General features: G+C 69.7%; 19 protein-coding genes and 1 pseudogene. 11 read left to right on the top strand and 9 right to left on the bottom strand.

Features of this window, described 5'->3' with window-relative positions; all coding sequences use genetic code 11:
• Positions 1-48 precede the first annotated feature (48 nt).
• From LQ938_RS12355 to LQ938_RS12335, 5 genes and pseudogenes are all read left to right on the top strand, one after another.
• A complete protein-coding gene (locus LQ938_RS12355; RefSeq protein WP_223722771.1) occupies positions 49-1,377 on the top strand; it encodes an ABC transporter substrate-binding protein in 1,329 nt (442 codons plus the stop codon).
• An 84-nt stretch (positions 1,378-1,461) separates the two neighbouring features.
• Positions 1,462-2,799 (top strand): carbohydrate ABC transporter permease, encoded by a 1,338-nt coding sequence (locus LQ938_RS12350; protein WP_223722772.1) that lies wholly within the window; start codon positions 1,462-1,464, stop codon positions 2,797-2,799.
• Positions 2,796-3,776 (top strand): carbohydrate ABC transporter permease, encoded by a 981-nt coding sequence (locus tag LQ938_RS12345; protein ID WP_223722773.1) that lies wholly within the window; start codon positions 2,796-2,798, stop codon positions 3,774-3,776. Before LQ938_RS12350 ends, LQ938_RS12345 begins: the two co-directional genes overlap by 4 nt.
• A 209-nt stretch (positions 3,777-3,985) precedes the next feature.
• A complete protein-coding gene (locus tag LQ938_RS12340) occupies positions 3,986-5,221 on the top strand; it encodes an amidohydrolase (protein WP_223722774.1) in 1,236 nt (411 codons plus the stop codon).
• Between the two features lie 67 nt (positions 5,222-5,288).
• Positions 5,289-7,732: pseudogene (locus LQ938_RS12335) on the top strand (HAD-IC family P-type ATPase).
• Here LQ938_RS12335 and LQ938_RS12330 read toward each other — a convergent pair.
• The 3 genes from LQ938_RS12330 to LQ938_RS12320 are packed head-to-tail and all read right to left on the bottom strand — an operon-like array spanning position 7,723 to position 9,511.
• Entirely contained in the window at positions 7,723-8,142 is a 420-nt protein-coding gene (locus tag LQ938_RS12330) for a hypothetical protein (protein WP_223722775.1), read from the bottom strand. The pseudogene LQ938_RS12335 and the gene LQ938_RS12330 overlap by 10 nt on opposite strands.
• A gap of 15 nt (positions 8,143-8,157) precedes the next feature.
• Entirely contained in the window at positions 8,158-8,802 is a 645-nt protein-coding gene (locus tag LQ938_RS12325) for a DUF305 domain-containing protein (protein ID WP_223722776.1), read from the bottom strand.
• 4 nt (positions 8,803-8,806) lie between these two features.
• Entirely contained in the window at positions 8,807-9,511 is a 705-nt protein-coding gene (locus LQ938_RS12320) for a DUF3105 domain-containing protein (RefSeq protein ID WP_223722777.1), read from the bottom strand.
• Positions 9,512-9,817: 306 nt separating this feature from the next.
• Here LQ938_RS12320 and LQ938_RS12315 point away from each other — a divergent pair, with 306 nt between their 5' ends.
• The 6 genes from LQ938_RS12315 to LQ938_RS12290 all read left to right on the top strand — a co-directional run bounded on the left by LQ938_RS12315 (position 9,818) and on the right by LQ938_RS12290 (position 17,038).
• On the top strand, positions 9,818-11,179 hold the full coding sequence (locus LQ938_RS12315; protein ID WP_223722778.1) for a multidrug effflux MFS transporter: 1,362 nt from the start codon (positions 9,818-9,820) through the stop codon (positions 11,177-11,179).
• 45 nt (positions 11,180-11,224) lie between these two features.
• The gene (locus LQ938_RS12310; RefSeq protein ID WP_223722779.1) at positions 11,225-11,896 is read left to right on the top strand and encodes a phosphatase PAP2 family protein; all 672 of its coding nucleotides are present in this window, start codon (positions 11,225-11,227) and stop codon (positions 11,894-11,896) included.
• 53 nt (positions 11,897-11,949) lie between these two features.
• A complete protein-coding gene (locus tag LQ938_RS12305; RefSeq protein ID WP_223722780.1) occupies positions 11,950-14,373 on the top strand; it encodes an FdhF/YdeP family oxidoreductase in 2,424 nt (807 codons plus the stop codon).
• Between the two features lie 122 nt (positions 14,374-14,495).
• Positions 14,496-16,031 carry an SDR family oxidoreductase gene (locus tag LQ938_RS12300; protein WP_223722781.1) on the top strand — a complete coding sequence of 512 codons (1,536 nt, stop codon included), beginning with the start codon at positions 14,496-14,498 and terminating at the stop codon, positions 16,029-16,031.
• Between the two features lie 108 nt (positions 16,032-16,139).
• Positions 16,140-16,613: a MogA/MoaB family molybdenum cofactor biosynthesis protein gene (locus LQ938_RS12295; RefSeq protein WP_223722782.1), complete on the top strand. Its 474-nt coding sequence runs from the start codon at positions 16,140-16,142 to the stop codon at positions 16,611-16,613.
• A complete protein-coding gene (locus tag LQ938_RS12290) occupies positions 16,613-17,038 on the top strand; it encodes a molybdenum cofactor biosynthesis protein MoaE (RefSeq protein WP_223722783.1) in 426 nt (141 codons plus the stop codon). Before LQ938_RS12295 ends, LQ938_RS12290 begins: the two co-directional genes overlap by 1 nt.
• A gap of 454 nt (positions 17,039-17,492) precedes the next feature.
• On the opposite strand, the gene LQ938_RS12285 is transcribed toward LQ938_RS12290, so the two are convergent.
• Genes LQ938_RS12285 through LQ938_RS12260 form a run of 6 tightly spaced genes read right to left on the bottom strand, consistent with a single transcriptional unit; the run spans position 17,493 to position 21,594 of the window.
• On the bottom strand, positions 17,493-17,726 hold the full coding sequence (locus tag LQ938_RS12285) for a MoaD/ThiS family protein (RefSeq protein WP_223722784.1): 234 nt from the start codon (positions 17,724-17,726) through the stop codon (positions 17,493-17,495).
• On the bottom strand, positions 17,726-17,986 hold the full coding sequence (locus LQ938_RS12280) for a DUF6457 domain-containing protein (RefSeq protein ID WP_223722785.1): 261 nt from the start codon (positions 17,984-17,986) through the stop codon (positions 17,726-17,728). Before LQ938_RS12280 ends, LQ938_RS12285 begins: the two co-directional genes overlap by 1 nt.
• Entirely contained in the window at positions 17,983-18,696 is a 714-nt protein-coding gene (mobA, locus tag LQ938_RS12275; RefSeq protein WP_223722786.1) for a molybdenum cofactor guanylyltransferase, read from the bottom strand. The genes LQ938_RS12280 and mobA overlap by 4 nt, the downstream gene beginning before the upstream one ends.
• Positions 18,693-19,169: a cyclic pyranopterin monophosphate synthase MoaC gene (gene moaC / locus LQ938_RS12270; RefSeq protein WP_223722787.1), complete on the bottom strand. Its 477-nt coding sequence runs from the start codon at positions 19,167-19,169 to the stop codon at positions 18,693-18,695. The genes mobA and moaC overlap by 4 nt, the downstream gene beginning before the upstream one ends.
• Positions 19,166-20,410, bottom strand: a complete 1,245-nt coding sequence (locus tag LQ938_RS12265) for a molybdopterin molybdotransferase MoeA (protein WP_223722788.1) — start codon at positions 20,408-20,410, stop codon at positions 19,166-19,168. The genes moaC and LQ938_RS12265 overlap by 4 nt, the downstream gene beginning before the upstream one ends.
• Entirely contained in the window at positions 20,407-21,594 is a 1,188-nt protein-coding gene (locus LQ938_RS12260; protein ID WP_223722789.1) for a ThiF family adenylyltransferase, read from the bottom strand. Before LQ938_RS12260 ends, LQ938_RS12265 begins: the two co-directional genes overlap by 4 nt.
• Positions 21,595-21,626 lie beyond the last annotated feature (32 nt).

Genomic DNA, 21,626 nt, shown 5'->3' with positions numbered 1-21,626 from the left:
GATGCGTGGGTGCAAGGAGCATGCGCGTACTCGAAGAGGAGGAATCACATGATCAGATCGCAGCGACGCCGCCTGGTCGCACCGATCGCGCTGCTGGGGGTTGCGGGACTCGCACTCGCCGGTTGTGCGGAGGGCGGCTCCAGCGACAGTGGATCGGTCGAGGGGCAGACCGTCCAGATCTCCGGAGGGATCACGGGTGTCGAGGCAGACGACCTGAACGCCTCGTTCACGCAGTTCACCGAAGACACCGGTATCAAGGTCGAATACACCGGTGACAAGAGCTTCGAGGGCAACATCGTCACCAAGGTGACCGGTGGTTCTGCTCCCGACATCGCCATCGTTCCGCAGCCGGGTCTGCTGAAGGCGCTCGTCGACACGGGCGAGGTCCAGGCCGCGCCCGAGGCTGTCGAGTCGAACGTCGACGCGAACTGGTCGGCCGACTGGAAGAGCTACGGCACCGTCGACGACACGTTCTACGCCGCGCCGATGCTCGCCAACGTCAAGGGATACGTCTGGTACTCCCCGAAGAGCTTCGCCGAGTGGGGTGTCGAAGTTCCGAAGACCTGGGACGACCTGCTGACGCTCACGCAGACCATCCGCGACACGACCGGCGCCGCCCCGTGGTGCGCCGGCTTCTCGTCCGACGCCGCGTCCGGCTGGCCGGGCACGGACTGGATCGAAGACCTCGTGCTGCGTCAGTCCGGCGCCGACGTGTACGACGACTGGGTAGCCGGCGACGTGCCGTTCACCGACTCGAAGATCAAGGATGCCTTCGACTCGGTCGGCGACATCCTCCTTAACCCGGACTTCGTGAACGCGGGCTACGGCGATGTGAAGAGCATCAACTCGACCGCGTTCGGTGACGTCGCCGCCGCCGTCGCGGACGGTCGCTGCGCTCTGACGCACCAGGCGTCCTTCCTCTCGGCGAACTTCCTCGAGGCGAAGACCGCATCCGGTGAGGCCCCGACGATTGCCCCCGACGGCGACGTCTACGCCTTCCTGCTCCCGGGCATCACGGCCGATGGCGAGACCTACGTCGAAGCCGGTGGCGAGTTCGTCACCGCGTTCTCCGACTCGGAGGCCGTGCAGAAGGTGCTCGAGTTCATGTCGACGCCGGAGTTCGCTGACGCTCGTGTCGAGCTCGGCGGGGTCATCTCGGCCAACAAGGGCGCCGACCCGTCGCTCGCATCGAGCGAGTTCCTGACCGACGCCATGACGATCCTCCAGGACCCGAGCACCGTCGTTCGCTTCGACGCCTCGGACCTGATGCCGGCCACGGTCGGTAACGGTTCGTTCTGGAAGGGCATGGTCAACTGGATCGACGGTCGCCCGACCGACCAGGTCCTGAGTGACATCCAGGCGGGATACGAGAACTAGCCCACCCGGGCTGCGCCGCACGGGGGTCGCTCGATACGAGCGGCCCCCGTGCCTGCACCCCTCAGCCGGAGAGATAGGACAGTGATGTCGCAGACCACCACGAAGGAGCCGCACGTCGTTCCCGACGACGCGCTCGCACCCCCCGCTTCCGCGCGTTCGCGCCGCACGACGGGCATCGTCGCCCTCGCCGCCGCAGCGATCGCGCTCATCGCCCTCGTCCTGCTCTTGATGAGCACGCCCGTGGACGACGCCCGGCCGACCTCGCTGGGATTCTCGCTCAACAGCTTCTTCACCTGGATCGGCAACCTGAACCCGCTGGTGCAGATCCCGATCATCGTCGTGGTGTTCGGCATCGTCGTCGGTGTGGTGCTGCTTCTCATCGAGTTCGCACCGCGCCGCGGCAAGGGCTACATGTGGCTGCGTCTGGCCGCCTGCTTCGTCATCCCGGTGCTGGCGTTCATGCTGCTGCGGCCGTACCAAAACGCGCTGCTCTACGTCGTGGCGATCGCGCTCGGCGTCGGCGCGCTGCTGTTCTTCGCGGACTACCGCTCGCGCGAGGGCTCGGGCTACGTGTTCCAGCTCGTCGTGTTCCTGGCACCCGCGCTGCTGATGCTGCTCCTCGGGCTCGTGTACCCGGCGATCTCGACCATCTTCTCGTCGTTCTTCGACAAGACGGGTGACACGTTCGTCGGCCTCGACAACTACATCTGGACCTTCACGAACCCCGAGGGCTTCTGGTCGGTCGTCAACACGATCATCTGGGCGCTGTTCGCCCCGACGCTCTCGACCGTCATCGGCCTCGCCTACGCGGCCTTCATCGACCGCGCCCGCGGCGAGAAGATCCTGAAGGTGCTCGTGTTCATGCCCGTCGCGATCTCGTTCGTCGGCGCCGGCATCATCTGGAAGTTCGTCTACGACTACCGTCAGGGCGAGCAGATTGGTCTGCTGAACGCGATCGTCACGATGTTCGGCGGGCAGCCGGTCGGCTGGCTGGACGCGCAGCCGCTGCTGAACACGTTCGCCCTGCTCGCGGTGTTCATCTGGACCCAGACCGGGTTCGCGATGGTCATCCTGTCGGCCGCGATCAAGGCTGTTCCCACCGAACAGCTCGAGGCGGCGCAGCTCGACGGCGCGAGCCCCTGGCAGCGGTTCCGCAACGTCACCGTTCCCGGCATCCGCGCCTCGTTGATCGTCGTGCTGACCACGATCACCATCGCTTCGCTGAAGGTCTACGACATCGTCGCCGTGATGACCGGTGGTCGCTCGAACACCTCCGTCCTCGGTTTCGAGATGGTCAACCAGCAGCAGCGGTTCCAGAGCTACGGGCACTCGTCCGCGCTCGCCGTCGTGCTGTTCCTGTTCGTTCTGCCGCTGATCATCTACAACGCGCGTCAGCTGCGCCAGCAAAGGGAGATCCGATGAGCGCCATCGCTCCGGCCGAGACGCCCCCGGCATTCGATCGTCGAGCCACCCGCAAGACGGCGCGAGACACGCGTCGCAGCGAGAACATCGCCCAGAAGAAGCTCACGTCCAAGACCGCCACGATCATCGCGGTCATCATCGCGATCTTCTGGACCATCCCGACCTTCGGGTTGTTCGTGACGTCGTTCCGACCCGGCTCCGACTCGCAGACCTCGGGCTGGTGGACGGTCTTCACCAACCCGAGCTTCACCCTGCAGAACTACGCGGACGCGTTGACCTCCGGGGGAACGGCGCTGACCCTCGGTCAGTCGTTCATCAACTCGCTGGCCATCGCTATTCCGGCCACGATCATCCCGATCGCGCTCGCGTCCCTGGCCGCTTACGCGTTCGCGTGGATCGACTTCAAGGGCAAGAATCTGCTCTTCGTCTTCGTCTTCGCGCTGCAGATCGTTCCGATCCAGATGGCTCTCGTGCCGCTGCTGACGCTGTTCTCGCGCGGACTCGAGATCAACGGCGTCGGGGTCTTCCCGGGCTTCGAGCTGCGCGATGTGGACCACTCGTTCGCGACCGTCTGGATCGCACACGCGATCTTCGCGCTGCCGCTCGCGATCTTCCTGCTGCACAACTTCATCGCGGAGATCCCGAGCGAGGTCATCGAAGCCGCGCGGGTCGACGGTGCCGGGCACGGACAGATCTTCTTCCGGATGATCCTGCCGCTGGCCATGCCGGCAATCGCTTCGTTCGCGATCTTCCAGTTCCTCTGGGTGTGGAACGACCTGCTCGTGGCGACGATCTTCGCGCCATCGTCGTCGTTGCCGCTGACGCAGACGTTGAACTCGCTGTCGGGCTCGTGGGGCGACCGCTGGTACCTGCAGTCCGCGGGCGCGTTCATCTCGATCATCGTGCCGTTGATCGTCTTCTTCGCGCTGCAGAGGTTCTTCGTCCGGGGCCTTCTGGCTGGGGCGACGAAGGGCTGATCCGCCGCATCCGCAGTACTCGTCGCGCGGGAGTGCACCATCCGGTGCCTCCCGCGCGACGCGTATGTGGCGGCGCGTCGAGACGACGTCTCGCGGCGATCGAACGCAGGCGATGAACGTGACAGCGTGAGTGGATGTCCCGAAGCGCTCGTCCCGCGGTCGTCGTTCCGCTCCCGAGCATCAGGACGACTGTGCGGGAGACTGAGCAGATGACCGACTTCGCCGCGCCCCTGGCCGACCTCTACCGCGATCTGCATCGCCATCCGGAACCGGCGTTCGAAGAGACGCGCACGGCGGGCGTCGCGGCGGCCTGTCTCCGATACTCCGGCTACGAGGTCATCGAGAGAGTCGGCCGGACGGGCGTCGTGGGAGTGCTTCGCAATGGCGAAGGCCCGACCGTTCTGATTCGCGCGGACATGGATGCGCTTCCGGTGCACGAGGACACCGGCCTGGATTACGCCAGCACGGTCGAGGGCATGATGCACGCGTGCGGCCACGACGTGCACGTCGCGGCTCTGATCGGTGCGGCCGATCGACTCGCACAGACCCGACACGAGTGGTCAGGGACGGTGATCGCCCTGTTCCAGCCCGCCGAAGAGAGCGGCGACGGCGCGCAGGCGATGATCGATGACGGCCTCTACGAGAAGGTGCCCCTACCGGACGTGGTCCTCGGTCAGCACGTGGGTCCGGCCCCCGCCGGTGTGGTCGGCGCCCATTCGGGTCCGGCCTTCGCGGGGGCGAACAGCATCGACATCACGGTCTACGGGCGCGGCGGGCATGGATCCCGCCCGGAGACGACCATCGATCCGATCGTGCTCGCCGCGTCCATCGTGCTCCGCCTGCAGACCATCGTCGCTCGTGAGGTAGCGCCGCAGGAGACAGCGGTGGTCACTGTGGGGCGTATCTCCGCGGGCACGAAGAACAACATCATCCCCGACACGGCGAGTCTCGGTCTCACCGTGCGCGCCTTCAGCGAGCCGGTGCGTATCCGCATCATCGAGGCGATCGAGCGCATCGTGCGCGGCGAAGCCGCCGTTTCCGGTGCGCCCGAGCCGCGCATCCACTACGCACAGTCGTTTCCCGTGATGGTCAACGACCCCGACGGGACGGCGCGCACGAACGCGGCATTCCGCGCGGCGTTCGGCGACGCCAGCGTACTGGCACCGGGGGCGGTCAGCGGCAGCGAGGACGTCGGCATCCTGGCCGCGGCGGCGCAGGCGCCCCTCGTCTACTGGATCCTCGGTGGAGCGGACGCCGCGTTGTACATGGCTGCGGCCGCCGCGGGCACGCTCGACAGCGACGTGCCATCTAACCACTCGCCGCACTTCGCGCCCATCATCGAACCGACGCTCGCCCGCGGCGTCGATGCCCTGGTGGTCGCCGCGCGCGCCTGGCTCGCCCCACAGTCGTGGGAGATGAAGCGCGGAGAGATCCGGTCGCTCTGACCGAGCAGGTCGGACGGAACTGTTTGCCCGCGCGACGCGCGTATGCGGCCATCGTTACAGTGAGCCTATGAACGCGGGGGATGCAGTGGCGGACGCGACCGATCGATCCCCGAAGGTCGACCCGGCAATCGGTCTCACCGCCGCGCAGGTCGCGGAACGCAAGACCGACGACCGCGACAATGCCTACGTCGCCGACACGAGCCGCAGCGTCGGCAGCATCGTGCGGGCGAACGTGTTCACGCTCTTCAACGGCATCGTCGGCGGGTGCTTTCTCATCCTGCTGCTCGTCGGGCGCTGGCAGGATGCGCTGTTCGGCCTCGCGGCCTTCGCCAACGCGATCATCGGCACCGTCCAAGAGTTCCGGGCGAAGTCGGCACTCGACAAGCTCGCGCTTCTGAACGCCGCGCAGGCACGGGTCCGCCGGGACGGCATCGAGGTCGAGATCGCTCCGGTGGAGGTGGTGCAGGATGACGTCCTGGTGCTGCGCGCCGGAGACCAGGTCGCCGCCGACGCGGTCGTCGTCACCTCCCGCGGACTGCAGATCGACGAGTCGATGCTGACGGGCGAGGCAGATGCGGTCGACAAGAAGCCGTCCGATGAGGCGCTCTCGGGCTCGGTCGTGGTCGGTGGCGAAGGGGACGCCATTGTCACCCGAGTGGGGGCGGATTCGTACGCCAACCGGTTCCAGGGGGAGGCGAAGCGGTTCTCGCTGGTGTCGAGCGAGCTGCGTTCGAGTCTCAATCGGGTCCTGAAATGGGTGAGCTGGGGCATCGGGCCGATCGGCCTGCTCGTGCTCAACGCCCAGGTCATGGTGACGGGAGGCTGGGCGACGATCTTCGGTGAAGGACGCTGGGTGCAGGCGGTCGTCAATACGATCGCCTCGCTGACCGCGATGATCCCGCTCGGACTCGTGCTGATGACGTCGATCGCCTTCGCGGTCGGTGCGGCGAGCTCGCCGCGAAGCAGGTGCTCGTCAACGAGCTTCCCGCCGTCGAGGGCTTGGCCCGCGTCGATGTGATCTGCCTCGATAAGACCGGGACCCTCACCGTGGGCGAGATCGCCTACGACGATGTGCACGCACTGCCGGGTGAGGTGGGCGGATGGCGTGACGCGCTCGCGTGGTACGCGGCGGCTCCCGACGCGAACGCGACGGCGCGGAGCCTTCGCGAGGCCTACCCCGTGCATGAGACCCGCGCTGCGGTGCGCACGATCCCGTTCTCCTCTGCCCGCAAATGGAGTGCCGTCTCGTTCGACGGCGACGGCACCTGGGTGCTCGGGGCGCCCGAGATGGTCTTCGGCGACGACGCGACGGATGCGGCATCCGACCTCGGCGCCCAGGTGGTGACGCTGGCGTCCCGGGGCCTCCGGACCCTCGTCCTCGGACACGCGCCGACGGTGTTGTCGGAGGAGGACGCGGATGCGGAGCACCTGCCCGCCCGCCTCCGCCCGATCGCGGTCGTGACCTTCCGCGAGCAGGTCCGCGACGACGCCGCGCAGACGCTCGCGTACTTCCGCGCCCAGGGCGTCGGTGTGCGGATCATCTCCGGGGACAATCCGCGCACGGTCGCTGCGATCGCGCGGGAGGTCGGGCTCGACGTCGCCGAGGGCTACGACGCGCGCACCCTGCCGACCGATCAGGAGGCGATGGCGGCGGTGTTGGAGGCGCACACCGTCTTCGGTCGGGTGACCCCGGAGCAGAAGAAGGACATGGTGGTCGCTCTGCAGAGTCGCGGGCATACCGTGGCGATGACGGGCGACGGTGTGAACGATGCACTGGCCATCAAGACGGCCGACATGGGGATCGCGATGAACTCGGGGGCCGCCGCCACCAAGGCGGTCGCCCGTATCGTGCTGCTCGACGGGCGGTTCTCGCACCTTCCCGACGTCGTCGCGGAGGGTCGCCAGGTCATCGCCAACATCGAGCGCGTGTCGATGCTGTTCCTGACCAAGACCGTGTACGCGACGGGGCTCGCGCTGCTGTTCGGACTGCTCGTGCTGGAGTTCCCGTTCCTGCCGCGGCAGCTGTCGATCACCGACGGGCTCACGATCGGCATCCCGGCGTTCTTCCTCGCGCTGATGCCCAACGCGCGCCGCTACATTCCGGGGTTCCTCCGCCGTTCCCTGTCGTTCGCCATCCCGAGCGGTATCGTCGTCGCGCTCACGCTCACGGGATACACGCTCGTCGCGCAGTCGCTCGGGGTCGGCGTCGACGAGTTGCGAACCGGTGCGACCATCATCCTCGCCGTCGTCGGAATCTGGGTGCTGGCGATCCTGTCGCGCCCGCTCAACCGCTACAAGGTGCTGGTCGTCGGGGGCATGTTCATCGCGTTGACCGCGATCTTCACCGTGCCGTTGTCGGTGCAGTTCTTCGCCCTCGTCGACCCGGGACGCGAGGCGGCGTACGCGCTGACGGCGTTCACGATCGGCGCGATCGGTGCGATCGAGATCGTGCGGATCTTCCACATCCGCTTCGTCCGCCGCGCGCTGCGCACGGCGACGGCTCATGCGTAGGGGTCTGCCGCTACCGTTCGAGAGACGAACCAGCGGGACGCCGGGGGAATCCAGACGATGACCAGCAACGCCACCTGGACAACGATCTGAGCGGTCGATACGGCGTCCCACGCGTCGCTCGTCGCGATCGCCACGGCGTGCAGAACGAGCTCCGCTGCGAGGTACAGCGTTAGCAGCAGGCGGGACAATCGGCTGCCCCTCGCCATCCCCGAGGCGACCGCGAGGGTCAGGAGCCCGAACAGGATGATGCCGATCCCGATGAGGGAGACGGACAACACGTCATCGGCCGGCACGTCGTACCGGCTCAACAGGATCAGGATGCCGAGCGCCGTGTTCGCGAGTCCGCTGAGAGTGACCAGGACGACGACGATCGTCACCAGCAGGGGACGCCGAGCGATCTGGGTGGCCACGCGACCACCCTAGCCTCAGCCCGCGCAGCCCAATCGGTTCTGGATGGACTGCATCGCGCCGATCTCCGCGCCCTGGTTCGTGGCCATGGTCTCGGCGACCTGTAGCACCCGCGGGATGCTGCCGAGATCGGCGACCGCATCCGTCATCTCGAGTGCGCCCTGGTGGTGGCGGATCATCAGGCCGAGGAACATGCAGTCGGCGGGGGTGCCGGTGGCGGAATCGAGCGCGGCGAGTTCGGCATCCGTCGCCATGCCCATCTGCGCACGGAGCTCGTCCTCGGTCGCCGCGGACCCGGCCGAGTGGGCGTGCTCGTCGGAGTCCGCCATCCACGACATCAGATCGCCGGACTGCGGCACGTTCCACTGCACGAGCCAATCGAACATCTCGCCGCGCTGAGCGGCCTGCCCGGTCGCGATGTCGTAGGACAGAGCGCGGATGTCGTCGTCCTCGGTCACGCGGTAGATCGACATGGCCATCTGCACGGCTTGATCGTGGTGCACCTGCATGTCGCGGGCGAAACCGATGTCGGCCGCGTTCGGCACGGCAGGACCGTTCGAGAAGAGCGAGAACCGTCCGATGGCGAACGCGAGCGCCGCCACGCCCACGACGGCCAGCACGATGATCGGCCAGCGTCGAGGGCGGACGGCGTCGGTCGTCATCGGGTCACTGCCGTCCTTCTGCGTCGACGCCGCCGCTGCAGACGGCGTTCGGCTCGGGAGCGTTCTGGCTGCGCCAGTACTCTTCGAAGAACTCGGGGATGCGGCTGTCTTCGGCGGAGTCGACCTTCAGCTGCGCGTTCCACGCGCTGAGGACGATGGGGGAGTCCAGGCCCTCGTAGGGCGTGAGCAGCGCGTAGCTCGAGGGGAGCTGGGCGCGGAGCGCGGCGACCTCGTCTGCGCCCACGCGCGATGCGTCGTACGTCACCCAGACGGCGCCGTGCTCCATCGAGTGCACGGCGTTCTCGTTGGGAACGGGCTGGTTGTAGACACCGCAGTTCAGCCAGATGGGCGCGTGCGGGCCGCCGGCGGGAGGCGATTGGTCGTAATCGACCGTGCCCTCGACGTGCGTGGTGACGTTCTCGAACGTCTCGACGCCGTCGATGACGGCACCGGTGGAGTCCTGTGCTCCGTACGTGACGGGCCGCGGGGTGAACACGATCGAGGCGACGACGACCGCGACGACCAGCAGCGCGGCCGTGGAGCCGACGATCCACCAGACAAGCTTTCCGCGCTTGCGGCGCGCGACCTGGCGCTGGTACTCGGCGAGCTTCTCCTGCCGACGTTGTTCACGCTCCTGCTTTGCAGTCAGGGCGATCTTGGCTTGTTCGGCGGGGTTTCCGCTCCGGCGCTTGTCGGGCGTCGTGCTCATGTCGGGAGGTCCTCAGATCAGCGCGGTCGAGCCGCGGGGCCGTGCGGGCGTGCGCCGTGGAGCGGATGGCGCCTGTCGAGCCTATGTGAACGCATACGCCCGGGGCTGGGAGAGCGCCCGGACGGCGGCGGCGTCCATCCGGCGTCCTCGGGGCGGATCACCGCGGCGGGGTTGCTGCGGCCGGGTCGTCCGCTAGCATGGGAGAACACGCGTCGAATCGTTTCGAGGTTCCCGCGCAGCGTGACCCCGCCCTGGCCGGCGAGAGCGTCCCCACCCCGTTCGTCCTTCAGTGAAGTGGTTCCCCCTGTGACCGACACCTCGTCCATCCCTGTCGTGCCCGACTCCGCCGCCGAGCGTACGGCGACCGGCTCGGTGCGGACCCCGCGGTCCTCGACCGGCGCGATCCGTACGCTCGGGTCCAATCCGCGCACCGCGCCCATCGTGCTGCATCCGGGGGATGCGATGCCCACCTGGCGACGGGTGGTCTACATCATCCTGCTCGGCGCGCTCACGGCGCTCGGCCCGTTCACGATCGACCTGTACCTTCCCGCCTTCCCGGTGCTCGAGGCCGACTTCAACACGACCGCCGCAGCGATCCAGCTGACGTTGACCGGCACGATGATCGGGTTCGCGCTCGGACAGCTCGTGGTCGGCCCGCTGAGCGACAAGGTGGGCCGCCGCGTGCCGCTGCTCGCGGTCACCGCACTCCACGTCGTCGCCAGCGCCGCTGCCGCGTTCGCCCCCGACCTGCTGCTCCTCGGCGCGACCCGCGTACTCATGGGCGCCGGCGCGGCGGCCGGTGGCGTGGTGGCTGCGGCGATCGTCCGCGACCTCTTCGGCGGTCGTCGCCTCGTCGTGATGCTGTCGCGACTCGCCCTCGTGTCGGGCGTCGCGCCCGTGCTCGCCCCCCTGGTCGGATCGTGGCTGCTCGGCGTCATGCCCTGGCGCGGACTGTTCGTCGTGCTCGCGATCTACGGTGTCGTGATGCTGATCGCGGCGGTCATCTTCGTGCCCGAGACGCTGCCCCCCGCGCGTCGCCGCGAGCGTGGTCTGACCGTCTGGCAGCGCTACCGCAGCGTGTTCAGCGACCGCGTCTTCCTCGGCGTGCTCGTGATCGGCGGCATGACCTTCAGCGGTCTGTTCTCCTACCTGTCCGCATCCTCGTTCCTGTTCCAGCAGAGCTTCGGTTTCGATGCGCAGCAGTACGGGCTGCTCTTCGCCATCAACTCGGTGGGCGTCGTGGTCGGCGTTCAGACCGCCTCGCGTCTCGCCGCCCGGTTCGGCCCGCAGTGGGTCATGGCGTTCTCGACCGCCGCGCTCGTCATCTCCGCCGTCGCGATCATCGTGGCCGACCAGGCCGGTCTCGGGCTGTGGGGCATCGTCGTGCCGCTGTTCGTCTTCATGACCGCGTGCGGTTTCACGTTCCCGTGCGCCCAGGTGCTCGCTCTCGACCGGCACGGCAACGCGGCCGGCACGGCGCAGTCCATCCTCGGAGCGACGAACTTCGGTGTGGCGGGGATCGTCTCCCCGCTCGTCGGGCTGATCTCGCACGACTCGGGGATCACCGCGACGACGATGGCGACGGTGATGGCCGGATGCGGCGCGATCGCAGTTCTCGCCCTGTGGTTCATCGTGCGCCCGCGGTCGGTGGCACAGCTGACGCCCTGAGGAAAGGGGCCGCTCCGGCGACCCCGGAGGGGCCAGAATGTGGCGATGACCGACTCCACTCCCGCCGCGCACCGCACTTCGCGGGACCGCGCCGTCACCGTCGGCGCGGTCGGGGGAGCGCTGCTCCTGTGCGCGGTGTTGCTGGGCGTTTGGATCTTGAACCGCGGACCCGAGCCCTTCGCCGTCGACGAAGCCTGGAACCGCGGCATGATCGACGTCGACGGGGCGGTGTTCGACATCCTCGCGATGTTCCTGAACGTCGCGGGCGGAGTGCTCGCCAGCTCGCTCATCGTCCCCGGCGTCGCCATCGCGATCCTGCTGTACCAGCGGCGCCCCTGGTCGGTCGGCTACCTGGTCGCCACCCTCGTGCTTTCGGCGCTGTTCGTGCAGGCCCTCAAACACCTCTTCGGGCGCGCGCGCCCGGAAGACATCCTGGTCGTGAGCGATTACGGGTCGTATCCGTCGGGTCACGTGGCCAACGCGGCGACCCTCGCGGCGATCCTGGTGGTTCTGCATCCGCGCATCTGGACGGCGATCGCCGCTTCCGTCTGGGTCGTGATCATGGCGCTCAGCCGCACCTACCTGCACGCCCACTGGCTCAGCGACACTCTCGGAGGCGCTCTCGTCGGGGTCGGGATCGCGCTGGCGTGCGCCGCGTTCATGGCGGAGCGGCTGCGCGGCGAACGGCGTCCGGGACGAGCGGTCCCCGCGGGATGAACCCGGCGCGGATCCCCTGCCCGGGTGTCGGACCGCGGGGTTAGCATCGGACCATGGTGACGAAGCCTCCGCAGAACGACATCGACGAGACCGCGCTGCGCGTATCGAAGGCGAAGAAGGTCGCGGTGGGTGTTCCCGCGGTCGTTCACGCGCTCGAGATGTCCATCGAGCAGATGGGTGCGGTCCGCTCGGCGAGGGCCTTGCTGCGCGTCAATCAGAAGGACGGCTACGACTGCCCCGGGTGCGCCTGGCCCGATCCGGCCCACCGCCACGTGGCCGAGTTCTGCGAGAACGGCGCCAAGGCTGTCGCCGAGGAGGCGACTGTGCGCACGGTCGGTCCGGCCTTCTTCGCCGAGCACTCGATCGACGAGCTCCGCGGGCACGACGACTTCTGGCTGGGCCAGCAGGGGCGGCTGACGCATCCGATGGTCCTCGATGAGGGCGCGACGCACTATCGGCCGGTGAGCTGGGACGACGCGCTCGGCGAGATCGCCGACCAGCTCCGCGCGCTCGCCGACCCCGATGAGGCCGTGTTCTACACCTCCGGGCGCACGTCCAACGAAGCGGCGTTCCTCTACCAGCTGCTTGTGCGCGGTGTCGGCACGAACAATCTGCCGGACTGCTCCAACATGTGCCACGAGTCGTCGGGATCGGCGCTCACCGAGACGATCGGCATCGGTAAGGGAACCGTCTCGCTGGAAGACATCTACGCCGCACGGCTCATCATCGTCGCGGGCCAGAATCCTGGCACCAACCACCCGCGCATGCTCAGCGCGCTCGAGAAGGCGAAGCAGAACGGCGCGAAGATCATCGCGGTGAACCCGCTGCCCGAGGCGGGTCTGCTGCGGTTCGAGAACCCGCAGACGGTCAAGGGTGTGCTGCTGGGCGGCACGCCGATCGCGGATCGGTTCGTGCAGATCCGGCTGGGCGGAGATCAGGCGCTCTTCCAAGCGATCGGCAAGCACTTGCTCGAGGCAGACGCGCACATGGGCGGTGTGCTCGATCACGGCTTCATCGACACGCACACGACCGGCCTCGATGCGTACGCGCGGGCGATGGCGGATGCGGAGTGGCCCGAGCTCGAGGCCGCGACCGGACTCGACGAGCTCGAACTCCGCGACATCGCCGAGGCCGTCCGGCTCTCGCCGTCGACGATCGTCTGCTGGGCGATGGGGCTCACCCAGCACAAGAACTCGGTGCCGACACTGCGCGAGGTCGTCAACGTGCTGCTCCTCCAGGGCAACATCGGGCGCGAGGGCGCCGGCGTCTGTCCCGTGCGCGGCCACTCGAACGTGCAAGGCGATCGCACGATGGGGATCTACGAGAAGCCGTCGGAGGCGTTCCTCGACGCCCTCGACGAGGAGTTCTCCTTCGCCGCCCCGCGCGCACACGGATTCGACACGGTCGCCGCCATCCGCGCGATGGATGCGGGGCGGGTGCGCTTCTTCATGGGAATGGGCGGCAACTTCGTCAGCGCAACCCCCGACACCGAGGTCGTCGAGCGGGCCATGGCACGGCTCGATCTGACCGTGCACGTGTCGACGAAACTCAACCGGTCCCATGTGATGACGGGACGACGCGCGATCATCCTGCCGACCCTCGGCCGCACCGATCGCGACCGTCGCGGCGGGCGGGAGCAGCGCGTCTCCGTCGAAGACTCCATGGGCGCCGTGCACTCCTCGCGCGGCCGGCTCTCGCCGCCCGCCGACGACCTGCTGAGCGAGGTCGCCATCATCTCGCGCCTCTGCGACGCACTGTTCGGGCGGGGCGCCCGGCCGGGACGCACCCCCTCGCACTCGGGCGATGTCGACCATGATCAGGTCGAGCGTCTTCCCGCCGAGCACCCCGTCAGGGGGGATGCGGCGGGTGGCGCCCGCCCCGCGAACACGCCTCAGGCCGACTGGCGGGCGATGGAGGCGGACTACGCGCTGATCCGCAGACACATCCAGAACGTGATCCCCGGTTTCGAGGATTACAACGCGCGCATCGACAAGGGCCGTACGTTCTTCCTCCCGAACGGCCCCCGAGACGCGCGACGGTTCGCCACCAGTGACGGCTTCGCGCATTTCACGGTGAACCCGTTGGAGTACCCGCGGATCCCGGCGGGCCGGCTGCTGCTGCAGACCCTCCGTTCGCACGACCAGTACAACACCACGATCTACGGCAAAGACGACCGTTACCGGGGCATTCACGACGGGCGCCGGGTGGTGTTCGTGCACGCCGACGACATCGCCGAGTTCGGTTTCACCGACGGAACGATCGTCGACCTGGTCTCGGAGTGGACGGGGGTCGACGGTGTTCTGCAGGAGCGCCGGGCCGAAGCGTTCCGCATCGTGTCCTACGCCACACCGCGTCGGAACGCCGCGGCCTATTACCCCGAGACCAACGTCCTGGTACCGCTCGACTCCGTCGCCGACGTGAGCGGTACGCCGACCTCGAAGTCGGTCGTCGTGCGGCTCGAGGCGCGCGCGGCCTAGCAGCTGCCGGAGCGTGGTGCGGCGAGCGTCGGATGCGCCATCCGGCTGGATGCCGGCGAGCGTCGGATGCGCCATCCGCAAGCCCCCGGGTTCGCGGATGAGGTCGGCGTAACGTCGCTCGCATGATGGAACTGACGACCCCCACCGGGCGCGAGCCGGCGCTTCGCGCGGTGCCCCGCGCGGATGGAACAGCCCCGCGGGCCCTCGTCCTCGGGGCGACCGGCTACATCGGCGGCCGGCTCACGCCGCGCCTGCTCGCGGCCGGGTACCGCGTGCGCGTGCTGGCGCGCGACGCCGGGCGGGTCGCCGCATTCCCCTGGGGTGCGGAGGTCGAGGTCGTCGAGGGATCGGCGACCGACGACGCGTCGGTGGCGCGCGCGACCGAAGACGTGGACGTCCTGTTCTACCTCGTGCACGGGATGGGCGGCGGCAAGGGCTTCGAGGAGACCGATCTGGTCGCCGCGCGGACGGTCGTCGCGGCAGCGGATGCCGCATCCGTCGGCCGGATCGTGTACCTCGGGGCGCTGCATCCGGACCACGTGCCGCTCTCGCCGCACCTGCGATCGCGGGTCGAGGTCGGCGACGTCTTCCTCGCCGGCCCGGTTCCGACGCTCGTGCTGCAGGCCGGAATCGTGATCGGGTCGGGGTCGGCGTCGTTCGAGATGATCCGGCACCTGACCGAAGTGCTGCCGTACATGCCGGCGCCGAAGTGGGTGCGCAACCGGGTGCAGCCGATCGCCGTGCGCGACGTCATGCACTACCTCCTCGGCGCGGCCAGGCTCGACCCGTCGGTGCACCGCGCGGTCGACATCGGCGGTCCGGATGCGCCGCGGTACGGCCAGATGATGAACGGCTACGCGGTCGAGGCGGGGCTGCCGCAGCGGCCGATCGCTCCTCTGCCGGTGCTTACTCCCGGCCTCGCGTCGCACTGGGTGAACGTCGTCACGCCGGTGCCGCGCTCCATCGCCCGCCCGCTCATCGCGTCGCTTCAGAACGAATGCGTGATGAAGGATCACGACATCGACACGCTGATTCCGCGGCCCGAGGGCGGGCTCACGTCGTACCGACGGTCGGTGCAGCTCGCGATCGGCCGCGTCGACGCGGATGCCGTCGAGACCAGTTGGCAGGATGCGGAGGTGTCGGGCCTGCCGAGCGATCCGCTTCCGAGCGACCCGGAGTGGGCTGGCCGCACGGTGTTCGTCGATCAGCGGACGGTGACCTCGACCGCGACTCCCGCGGCCCTGTGGCGCGTGATCATCGGGATCGGCGGCGAGAACGGCTGGTACTCGACCCCGGGACTGTGGGCTCTCCGCGGATTCATGGACCGGATCGTCGGGGGAGTGGGGCTCCGCCGTGGACGCCGCAGCCGCACCTCGGCGGTCGTCGGCGACGCGATCGACTTCTGGCGCGTCGAAGCGATCGAGCCGGGACGCATGCTGCGCCTTCGCGCCGAGATGAAAGTGCCGGGTCTGGCCTGGCTGGAACTGCGCGTCGTCCCCGACGGGGACGGTACGCGGTACGAGCAGCGGGCCGTTTTCTTCCCCCGAGGATTGGCGGGCCGGGCGTACTGGCTGCTCGTTCTCCCGTTCCACGCGCTGATCTTTCCGGGCATGGCCGCGCGCATCACCGCGACTGCGCAGGAGAGCGTCGCCGACTGACGCTGCGCGGGATGATGGGGGTCGTGGCCGCGCCGGCGCAGCGGTGCTGTGCGGGGGTGCGACGATGGCCGCCGCGCCGGCACCGCGGGGCGGAGCTAGGGTGAAGAGATGCGGCGTGCCACAGTGATCACGGTGTCGGACCGGTCGGCCGCGGGGCTCCGCGAAGACGCGTCCGGGCCGGTGGGAGTCGACCTTCTCCGCGAAGCGGGATGGGACTGCCCGGATGCGGTCGTCATTCCCGATGGCGCCGATTCCGTCGAGCGCGCGCTGCGCGCCGCGGTCGCATCCGGTGTCGAGCTCGTCGTGACGACGGGCGGAACAGGCGTGTCACCGAGAGACGAGACCCCCGAGGGCACCGCGCGCGTCATCGAGCGGGAACTTCCCGGCCTGGCCGAGGAACTCCGGCGCCGGGGAGCGGCGGAGAAACCGGCCGGCATGCTCACCCGCGGCGTCGCGGGCGTCGTCGGGCAGACCCTGATCGTCAATCTGCCCGGAAAGCCCGCTGCCGTGTCGTCCGGCATCCCGATCGTGTTGTCCGTTGCCGGGCATGTCGGCGACCAACTCGCCGGAGGAGACCACTGATGCCTGTCGTGCACGCGGCCATCTCGACCGATGCCCTCGACATCGATGCCCATCTCCGCGCGGTCGACGACGCCGCATCCGGTGCTATGACGACGTTCGTGGGTCGGGTTCGCGACAACGATCCGGATGCCGCCACCGCCGTGGTCGCGCTCGAATACTCCTCGCACCCGGATGCGGAGCAGATCCTCCGCGGCATCGCGGAGCGGGCGATCGGCGACACCGGCGCGCTCGTCGCCGTGAGTCACCGCATCGGGCGCCTCGCCGTCGGCGATGCCGCTGTGGTGATCGCCGTCGCATCCGGGCACCGGGACGTCGCCTTCACCGTGTGCCGCGAGGTCATCGAGCAGATCAAGCACGAGCTGCCGGTGTGGAAGCGTCAGGTCGAGTCCGACGGCACCACCGCCTGGAAGGGCCTCGGCGGCTGACCCGCGGCCCGCGGCGCGCTTCGGCCGCGCCCGTGGCGCTCGCGCGCGCCCGTGGCGAGGTGATCTGCCGTAGCGAGGGCGGATGCGGGGGTTTTGGTCCTCGCTTCGGCAGATCTCCTCGCTTGGGGCCGGGATTCGACCGGCCGGGGTGAGGTGGGGGCCCGGACTGGGACCGTCGCCCGGGTGTGGCAGCTGCCGTAGCGAGGTGATCTGCCGTAGCGAGGGCGGATGTGGGGGTTGTGGTCCTCGCTTCGGCAGATCTCCTCGCTTGGGCAGATCGGGTTGGGCAGATCGGGCAGGGCAGATCGGGCAGGGGAGATCGGGCAGGGCAGATCGGGCAGGGCAGATCGGGCGAGGCAGATTCGGCGAGGCAGATCGGGCCGGGCGGATCGGGGTAGATCGGGCTGGATCGGGCCGTGAGTATCCCCCGAGTGAGGGATGCGGCGCGCCGCGCTCAGCCGCCGGCGAAGGGGGGCAGAACGTCGACGACGGTGTCAGTGTCGAGCGGGGTGTCGTCGTCGGTCCGCGCACCCGCGACGAGCACGGCGCAGCGGGGAAGGATGCCGCCGAGTCCGGGCCGCTCCGCTGTGAGTGCCCGGCGGAGCTCACCGAGGGTCTGCTCGGTGCGGGTCTCCTCGGCGCGACCGGCGAGCTCTTCGGCGGCGGCGAAGTAGCGGATGCGGGCCATCAGCGGGGCCACTCGGCGGCGAGAGCCGAGATGGCCGCGGCCGCCTCGCGCACCTGGTCGGGGGATCCTCCGGCGCGGCCGGCGGCGAGCCCGGCGGCGAACGCGCTGAGCGGTGCGGCGGGGCGAGCCACCCCTCGGGCCACGTCGCCGGCGAGATCCAGGATGAGCGAGATCGGAAGGTCGTCAGCGCCGAGGCCCAGGCGCTCGCGGATGGCGTCGGCCCAGTCGTCCAGCGCCTCGGGGGGCAGATGCTCAGTCATGGGGTCTCCTCCTCGAGGCGGCTCGGGCCGCCCACCGCCTGTGCGTTCGCGGTGTCGTCGTAGAGCCGCCGCGCCTGCTCCAGATCCTGCCACGTGTCGACGTCGTGGACGATGTCGTCGGGGACGCGGAAGACGGCGATCGACAGGTCGTCCAGCAGTGCCCGCACGGGAGCATCGCGGCCCGCATCCGGTAGCGCCTTCGCGGCGCGTCGGAGGGATGCGGTGCGATACGCCCCCGTCAGCCACTGCGGGCGCGACGAGCCGTCGGCGAGGCACACGCCGTCGGTATCGGCCGGCAGAAGAGCCAGGTCGGCGACGAGTCGGGCGACCGCCGCATCCGGTCGCGCCAGATCGGCCGCCAGCACGAGCATCCACTCCGGATCGTTTGCCGCATCGACCGCAGCGAACCACGCCGGATCGATCGCAGCGTCCGCCGCCCGCCCTGCCGCGGTCTCCAGCGCGCCGAGCCCCGCGACGATCGCGGCGGCCGGCCCGGCGAACGCCGGCTGCTCCTGCACGCGCACCGTGTGCGGCAGTTCTGCGCCGGGCGGTCCGACGATGACGACGGATGCTGCGCCCGCCGCCTGCGCCGCGGCCACGGCGCGTTCCAGCAGCGAGATGCCGCCGACCTCGAGCGCCGGCTTGTCGACGCCGTCCAGACGCGTCGCCCGGCCCCCGGCCAGCACGATCGCGCCGAGAGTCGCGCTCATTCCTCGCCGGGGCGGGTCCAGGTGCCGGACTTGCCGCCCTCTTTGCGCACGATGCGGACGTTGTCGATCGAGGTGCCCTTGTCGAGCGCCTTGACCATGTCGACGACGGTCAGCGCCGCGACGGACACGGCGGTCATCGCCTCCATCTCGACTCCGGTGCGGTCAGCGGTCCGGACAGTCGCTTCGATCTCGATCCCCGCATCGACGATGACCAGGTCGACGGTGGCGCCGTGCACGCCGATGACGTGCGCGAGCGGGAGGAGATCCGGGGTGTGCTTGGCGGCCTGGATGCCGGCGATGCGCGCCACGGCGAGCACGTCGCCCTTCGGAACGCTGCCGTCGCGGAGCGCCGCGACGACGCCCGGTCCACAGTGGACGAACCCGCGCGCGGTCGCCGCGCGAACCGTGGGCTGCTTCGCGGTGACATCGACCATGCGCGCGTGGCCGGCCGCATCCAGGTGCGTGAAACTCATGCCATCAGCATGACATCGACGAGATCGCCCTCGGCCACGGCGTCGATCTCGGCAGCGACGATGGCATACGCCTCGGCGCGGGCCAAACCGCCGGCCAGGTGCGAACCCGACCCCCCGCCGGTCGCCGGCCGCACGGTCCACCGTGCCGGGTCGGATCGGTCGATCGCCGCGGGCAGGTACTGCCGGCGGGACGGCGGCGTGCGCCATCCGGATGCGGCGGGCAACCGCAGGATCGGTCGGTAAATCTCCGAGCGCCCCTGCATGCGAAGGAGCGCCGGGCGCACGAAGACCTCGAACGAGACCGCGGAGCTGACCGGATTTCCGGGCAGCCCGAAGAGCAGCGCGCCGGTCGGGAGGCGGCCGAACGCCTGGGGCTTTCCGGGTTGCATGGCGACCTTGGAGAAGGCGACATCGCTGCCCTGCAGCACGTTCTTGACGACCTCGAAGGCTCCCGCGCTCACCCCGCCGCTCGTGATCACGATGTCGGCGCGGGCCTCGGCGGCACGCCGCAGCGCCTCGAGGAACGCCGCGTCGGTGTCGTCGACGCTCGTGCGCCAGGCGATCTCCGCGCCGGCATCGGTCGCGAGCGCCGCGAGCAGAAGGCCGTTCGACTCGGGGATCTGGCCCCGACCCAGCGGTTCGCCGGCGGCGACGAGCTCGCTCCCGGTGGAGATGACGGCCACACGGGGCCTCGCGTGCACCGAGACGACGGCAACGCCCGACGCGGCGGCGGCAGAGAGCTGCAACGGGCCGAGCGCGGTTCCGGCGGCGACGATGACATCGCCGACCGACGCATCCGCCGCCCGCCGACGAAGGTGCACCCCGGTCGCCTGCGGGGCGTGCCGCACGATGACATCGGTGAGCGAATCAGCGAGCCCGCCGACGGTGTCTTCGAACGGCACGATCGTGTCGGCCGACGTCGGTACCGGAGAGCCCGTCATGATCCGCGCGGCCTCGCCCGCCTGCAGGACGGGGTCGAGCGCGGTGCCCGCGGGCAGGTCGGCGACGACGCGCAGGGTCACCGGATGCTGCGGGTCTGCCGCCGCGACATCGGCGTAGCGCACCGCGAAGCCGTCCATCGCGGAGTTGTCGAACACCGGAATATCGACGGCCGCGCGCACCTCGCTCTGCAGCGTGCGACCCTGCGCCTGCGCGAGCGGCACCGACTCGGCGGCGGTCGGGGCGACCTCCGCGAGGACGCGCGCCACCTGTTCTTCGACGGTACGCAGCTCGTCGCTCATGCGGTCGCCCGGTGTCCGGTGCCCTGCCAGGCATCCATTCCGCCGGAGAGGACGGATGCGGATGCCCCGGCCCGAAGGAGCGCCACCGCGGCTCGCTCCGCCCGCACGCCCGCCTGGCAGACGACCACGAAGGGGCCGGTGCCGAGCGCCGACGGGTCGGCGAGCACCTCGCCGAGGGGAACCAGGCGCGCGCCCTCGATCGTGCCCGTCGCCGTCTCGCGCGGCTCGCGCACATCGAGCACCGTGGCGCCGGCGGCCCGGCTGTCATCGAGGAGGGTCGGGGAAACGTGCACCGGCACCGGCGCATCCGGCACGCGGGCGGGTGATGCCGAATCCGCCTCGCCGCTCAGGCCCGTCTCGCCCATCAGGCCCGTCTTGCCGCTCGGAAAGGCGGCGTCCGTCGCTGGGGCGGGGGTGCGCGATGACCGCAGCGGGATCTCGCGCTGCCGGGCCCGGAGCGAGTCGATCAGCAGCACGCGTCCGAGTAGCGGTTCGCCGATGCCCGTGAGGAGCTTGATGGCCTCGATCGCCAGCAGGCCGCCCACCTGCACGCAGAGTGCGCCCAGCACTCCGACCTGCGCGCACGTCGGAACCTCGCCGACGCTTTCGGGGGGATAGAGATCGTGCAGCACGACGGCGTCGTGTCCGGGCGGTGGGCTCGACCAGAAGACCGTCACCTGCGCGTCGAACTCCTGCAGGGTGCCCCAGACGAGCGGGATGCCGGATGCCTCGGTCGCCGCGGCGACCGCCCCGCGGGTCTCGAAGGTGTCGGAACCGTCGATGACGAGGTGTGCGCCGGCGAGCAGCTCCGCCGCGTTGTCGGCGGTGAGCCGCCGTCGTACCGCGCGGACGGTCGTGGTGGGGGAGAGGTCGGCCGCGGCGCGCACCGCGCTGTCGACCTTGGGGGCGCCGAGATCGGCGTGCCGATGCAGGATCTGCCGGTGCAGGTTCGATTGATCGACCACGTCGTCGTCGATCACGACGAGTTCGCCGACGCCGGCCGCAGCGAGGGCGAGCACGACGGGAGAGCCGAGGCCGCCCGCGCCGATCACGGCGACGCGGGATGCGGCGAGCCGTCGCTGCGAGAGTTCGCCGAAGCCGGCCAGCGCCGCGTGCCGGGCGGTGCGCACCCGCTCGGCGTCGCTCAGAGTATCGGTGGGCTCGACCAGCGGCGGGAACGGCATGGATCCAGCGTAGGCCCGCCGCATCCGCCCGG

The organism is Microbacterium sp. cx-55 (assembly GCF_021117345.1).
Taxonomy (GTDB): domain Bacteria; phylum Actinomycetota; class Actinomycetes; order Actinomycetales; family Microbacteriaceae; genus Microbacterium.
This window is presented reverse-complemented; position numbering and strand designations above follow the sequence as displayed.

What these genes read in the sequence shown, in the direction of transcription:
- LQ938_RS12355 (WP_223722771.1), top strand. Translation starts at nt 49, where the DNA reads ATGATCAGATCGCAGCGACGCCGCCTGGTCGCACCGATCGCGCTGCTG.
- LQ938_RS12350 (WP_223722772.1), top strand. Translation starts at nt 1,462, where the DNA reads ATGTCGCAGACCACCACGAAGGAGCCGCACGTCGTTCCCGACGACGCG.
- LQ938_RS12345 (WP_223722773.1), top strand. Translation starts at nt 2,796, where the DNA reads ATGAGCGCCATCGCTCCGGCCGAGACGCCCCCGGCATTCGATCGTCGA.
- LQ938_RS12340 (WP_223722774.1), top strand. Translation starts at nt 3,986, where the DNA reads ATGACCGACTTCGCCGCGCCCCTGGCCGACCTCTACCGCGATCTGCAT.
- LQ938_RS12325 (WP_223722776.1), bottom strand. Translation starts at nt 8,802, where the DNA reads ATGACGACCGACGCCGTCCGCCCTCGACGCTGGCCGATCATCGTGCTG.
- LQ938_RS12320 (WP_223722777.1), bottom strand. Translation starts at nt 9,511, where the DNA reads ATGAGCACGACGCCCGACAAGCGCCGGAGCGGAAACCCCGCCGAACAA.
- LQ938_RS12310 (WP_223722779.1), top strand. Translation starts at nt 11,225, where the DNA reads ATGACCGACTCCACTCCCGCCGCGCACCGCACTTCGCGGGACCGCGCC.
- LQ938_RS12305 (WP_223722780.1), top strand. Translation starts at nt 11,950, where the DNA reads ATGGTGACGAAGCCTCCGCAGAACGACATCGACGAGACCGCGCTGCGC.
- LQ938_RS12300 (WP_223722781.1), top strand. Translation starts at nt 14,496, where the DNA reads ATGATGGAACTGACGACCCCCACCGGGCGCGAGCCGGCGCTTCGCGCG.
- LQ938_RS12295 (WP_223722782.1), top strand. Translation starts at nt 16,140, where the DNA reads ATGCGGCGTGCCACAGTGATCACGGTGTCGGACCGGTCGGCCGCGGGG.
- LQ938_RS12290 (WP_223722783.1), top strand. Translation starts at nt 16,613, where the DNA reads ATGCCTGTCGTGCACGCGGCCATCTCGACCGATGCCCTCGACATCGAT.
- LQ938_RS12285 (WP_223722784.1), bottom strand. Translation starts at nt 17,726, where the DNA reads ATGGCCCGCATCCGCTACTTCGCCGCCGCCGAAGAGCTCGCCGGTCGC.
- LQ938_RS12280 (WP_223722785.1), bottom strand. Translation starts at nt 17,986, where the DNA reads ATGACTGAGCATCTGCCCCCCGAGGCGCTGGACGACTGGGCCGACGCC.
- mobA (WP_223722786.1), bottom strand. Translation starts at nt 18,696, where the DNA reads ATGAGCGCGACTCTCGGCGCGATCGTGCTGGCCGGGGGCCGGGCGACG.
- moaC (WP_223722787.1), bottom strand. Translation starts at nt 19,169, where the DNA reads ATGAGTTTCACGCACCTGGATGCGGCCGGCCACGCGCGCATGGTCGAT.
- LQ938_RS12265 (WP_223722788.1), bottom strand. Translation starts at nt 20,410, where the DNA reads ATGAGCGACGAGCTGCGTACCGTCGAAGAACAGGTGGCGCGCGTCCTC.
- LQ938_RS12260 (WP_223722789.1), bottom strand. Translation starts at nt 21,594, where the DNA reads ATGCCGTTCCCGCCGCTGGTCGAGCCCACCGATACTCTGAGCGACGCC.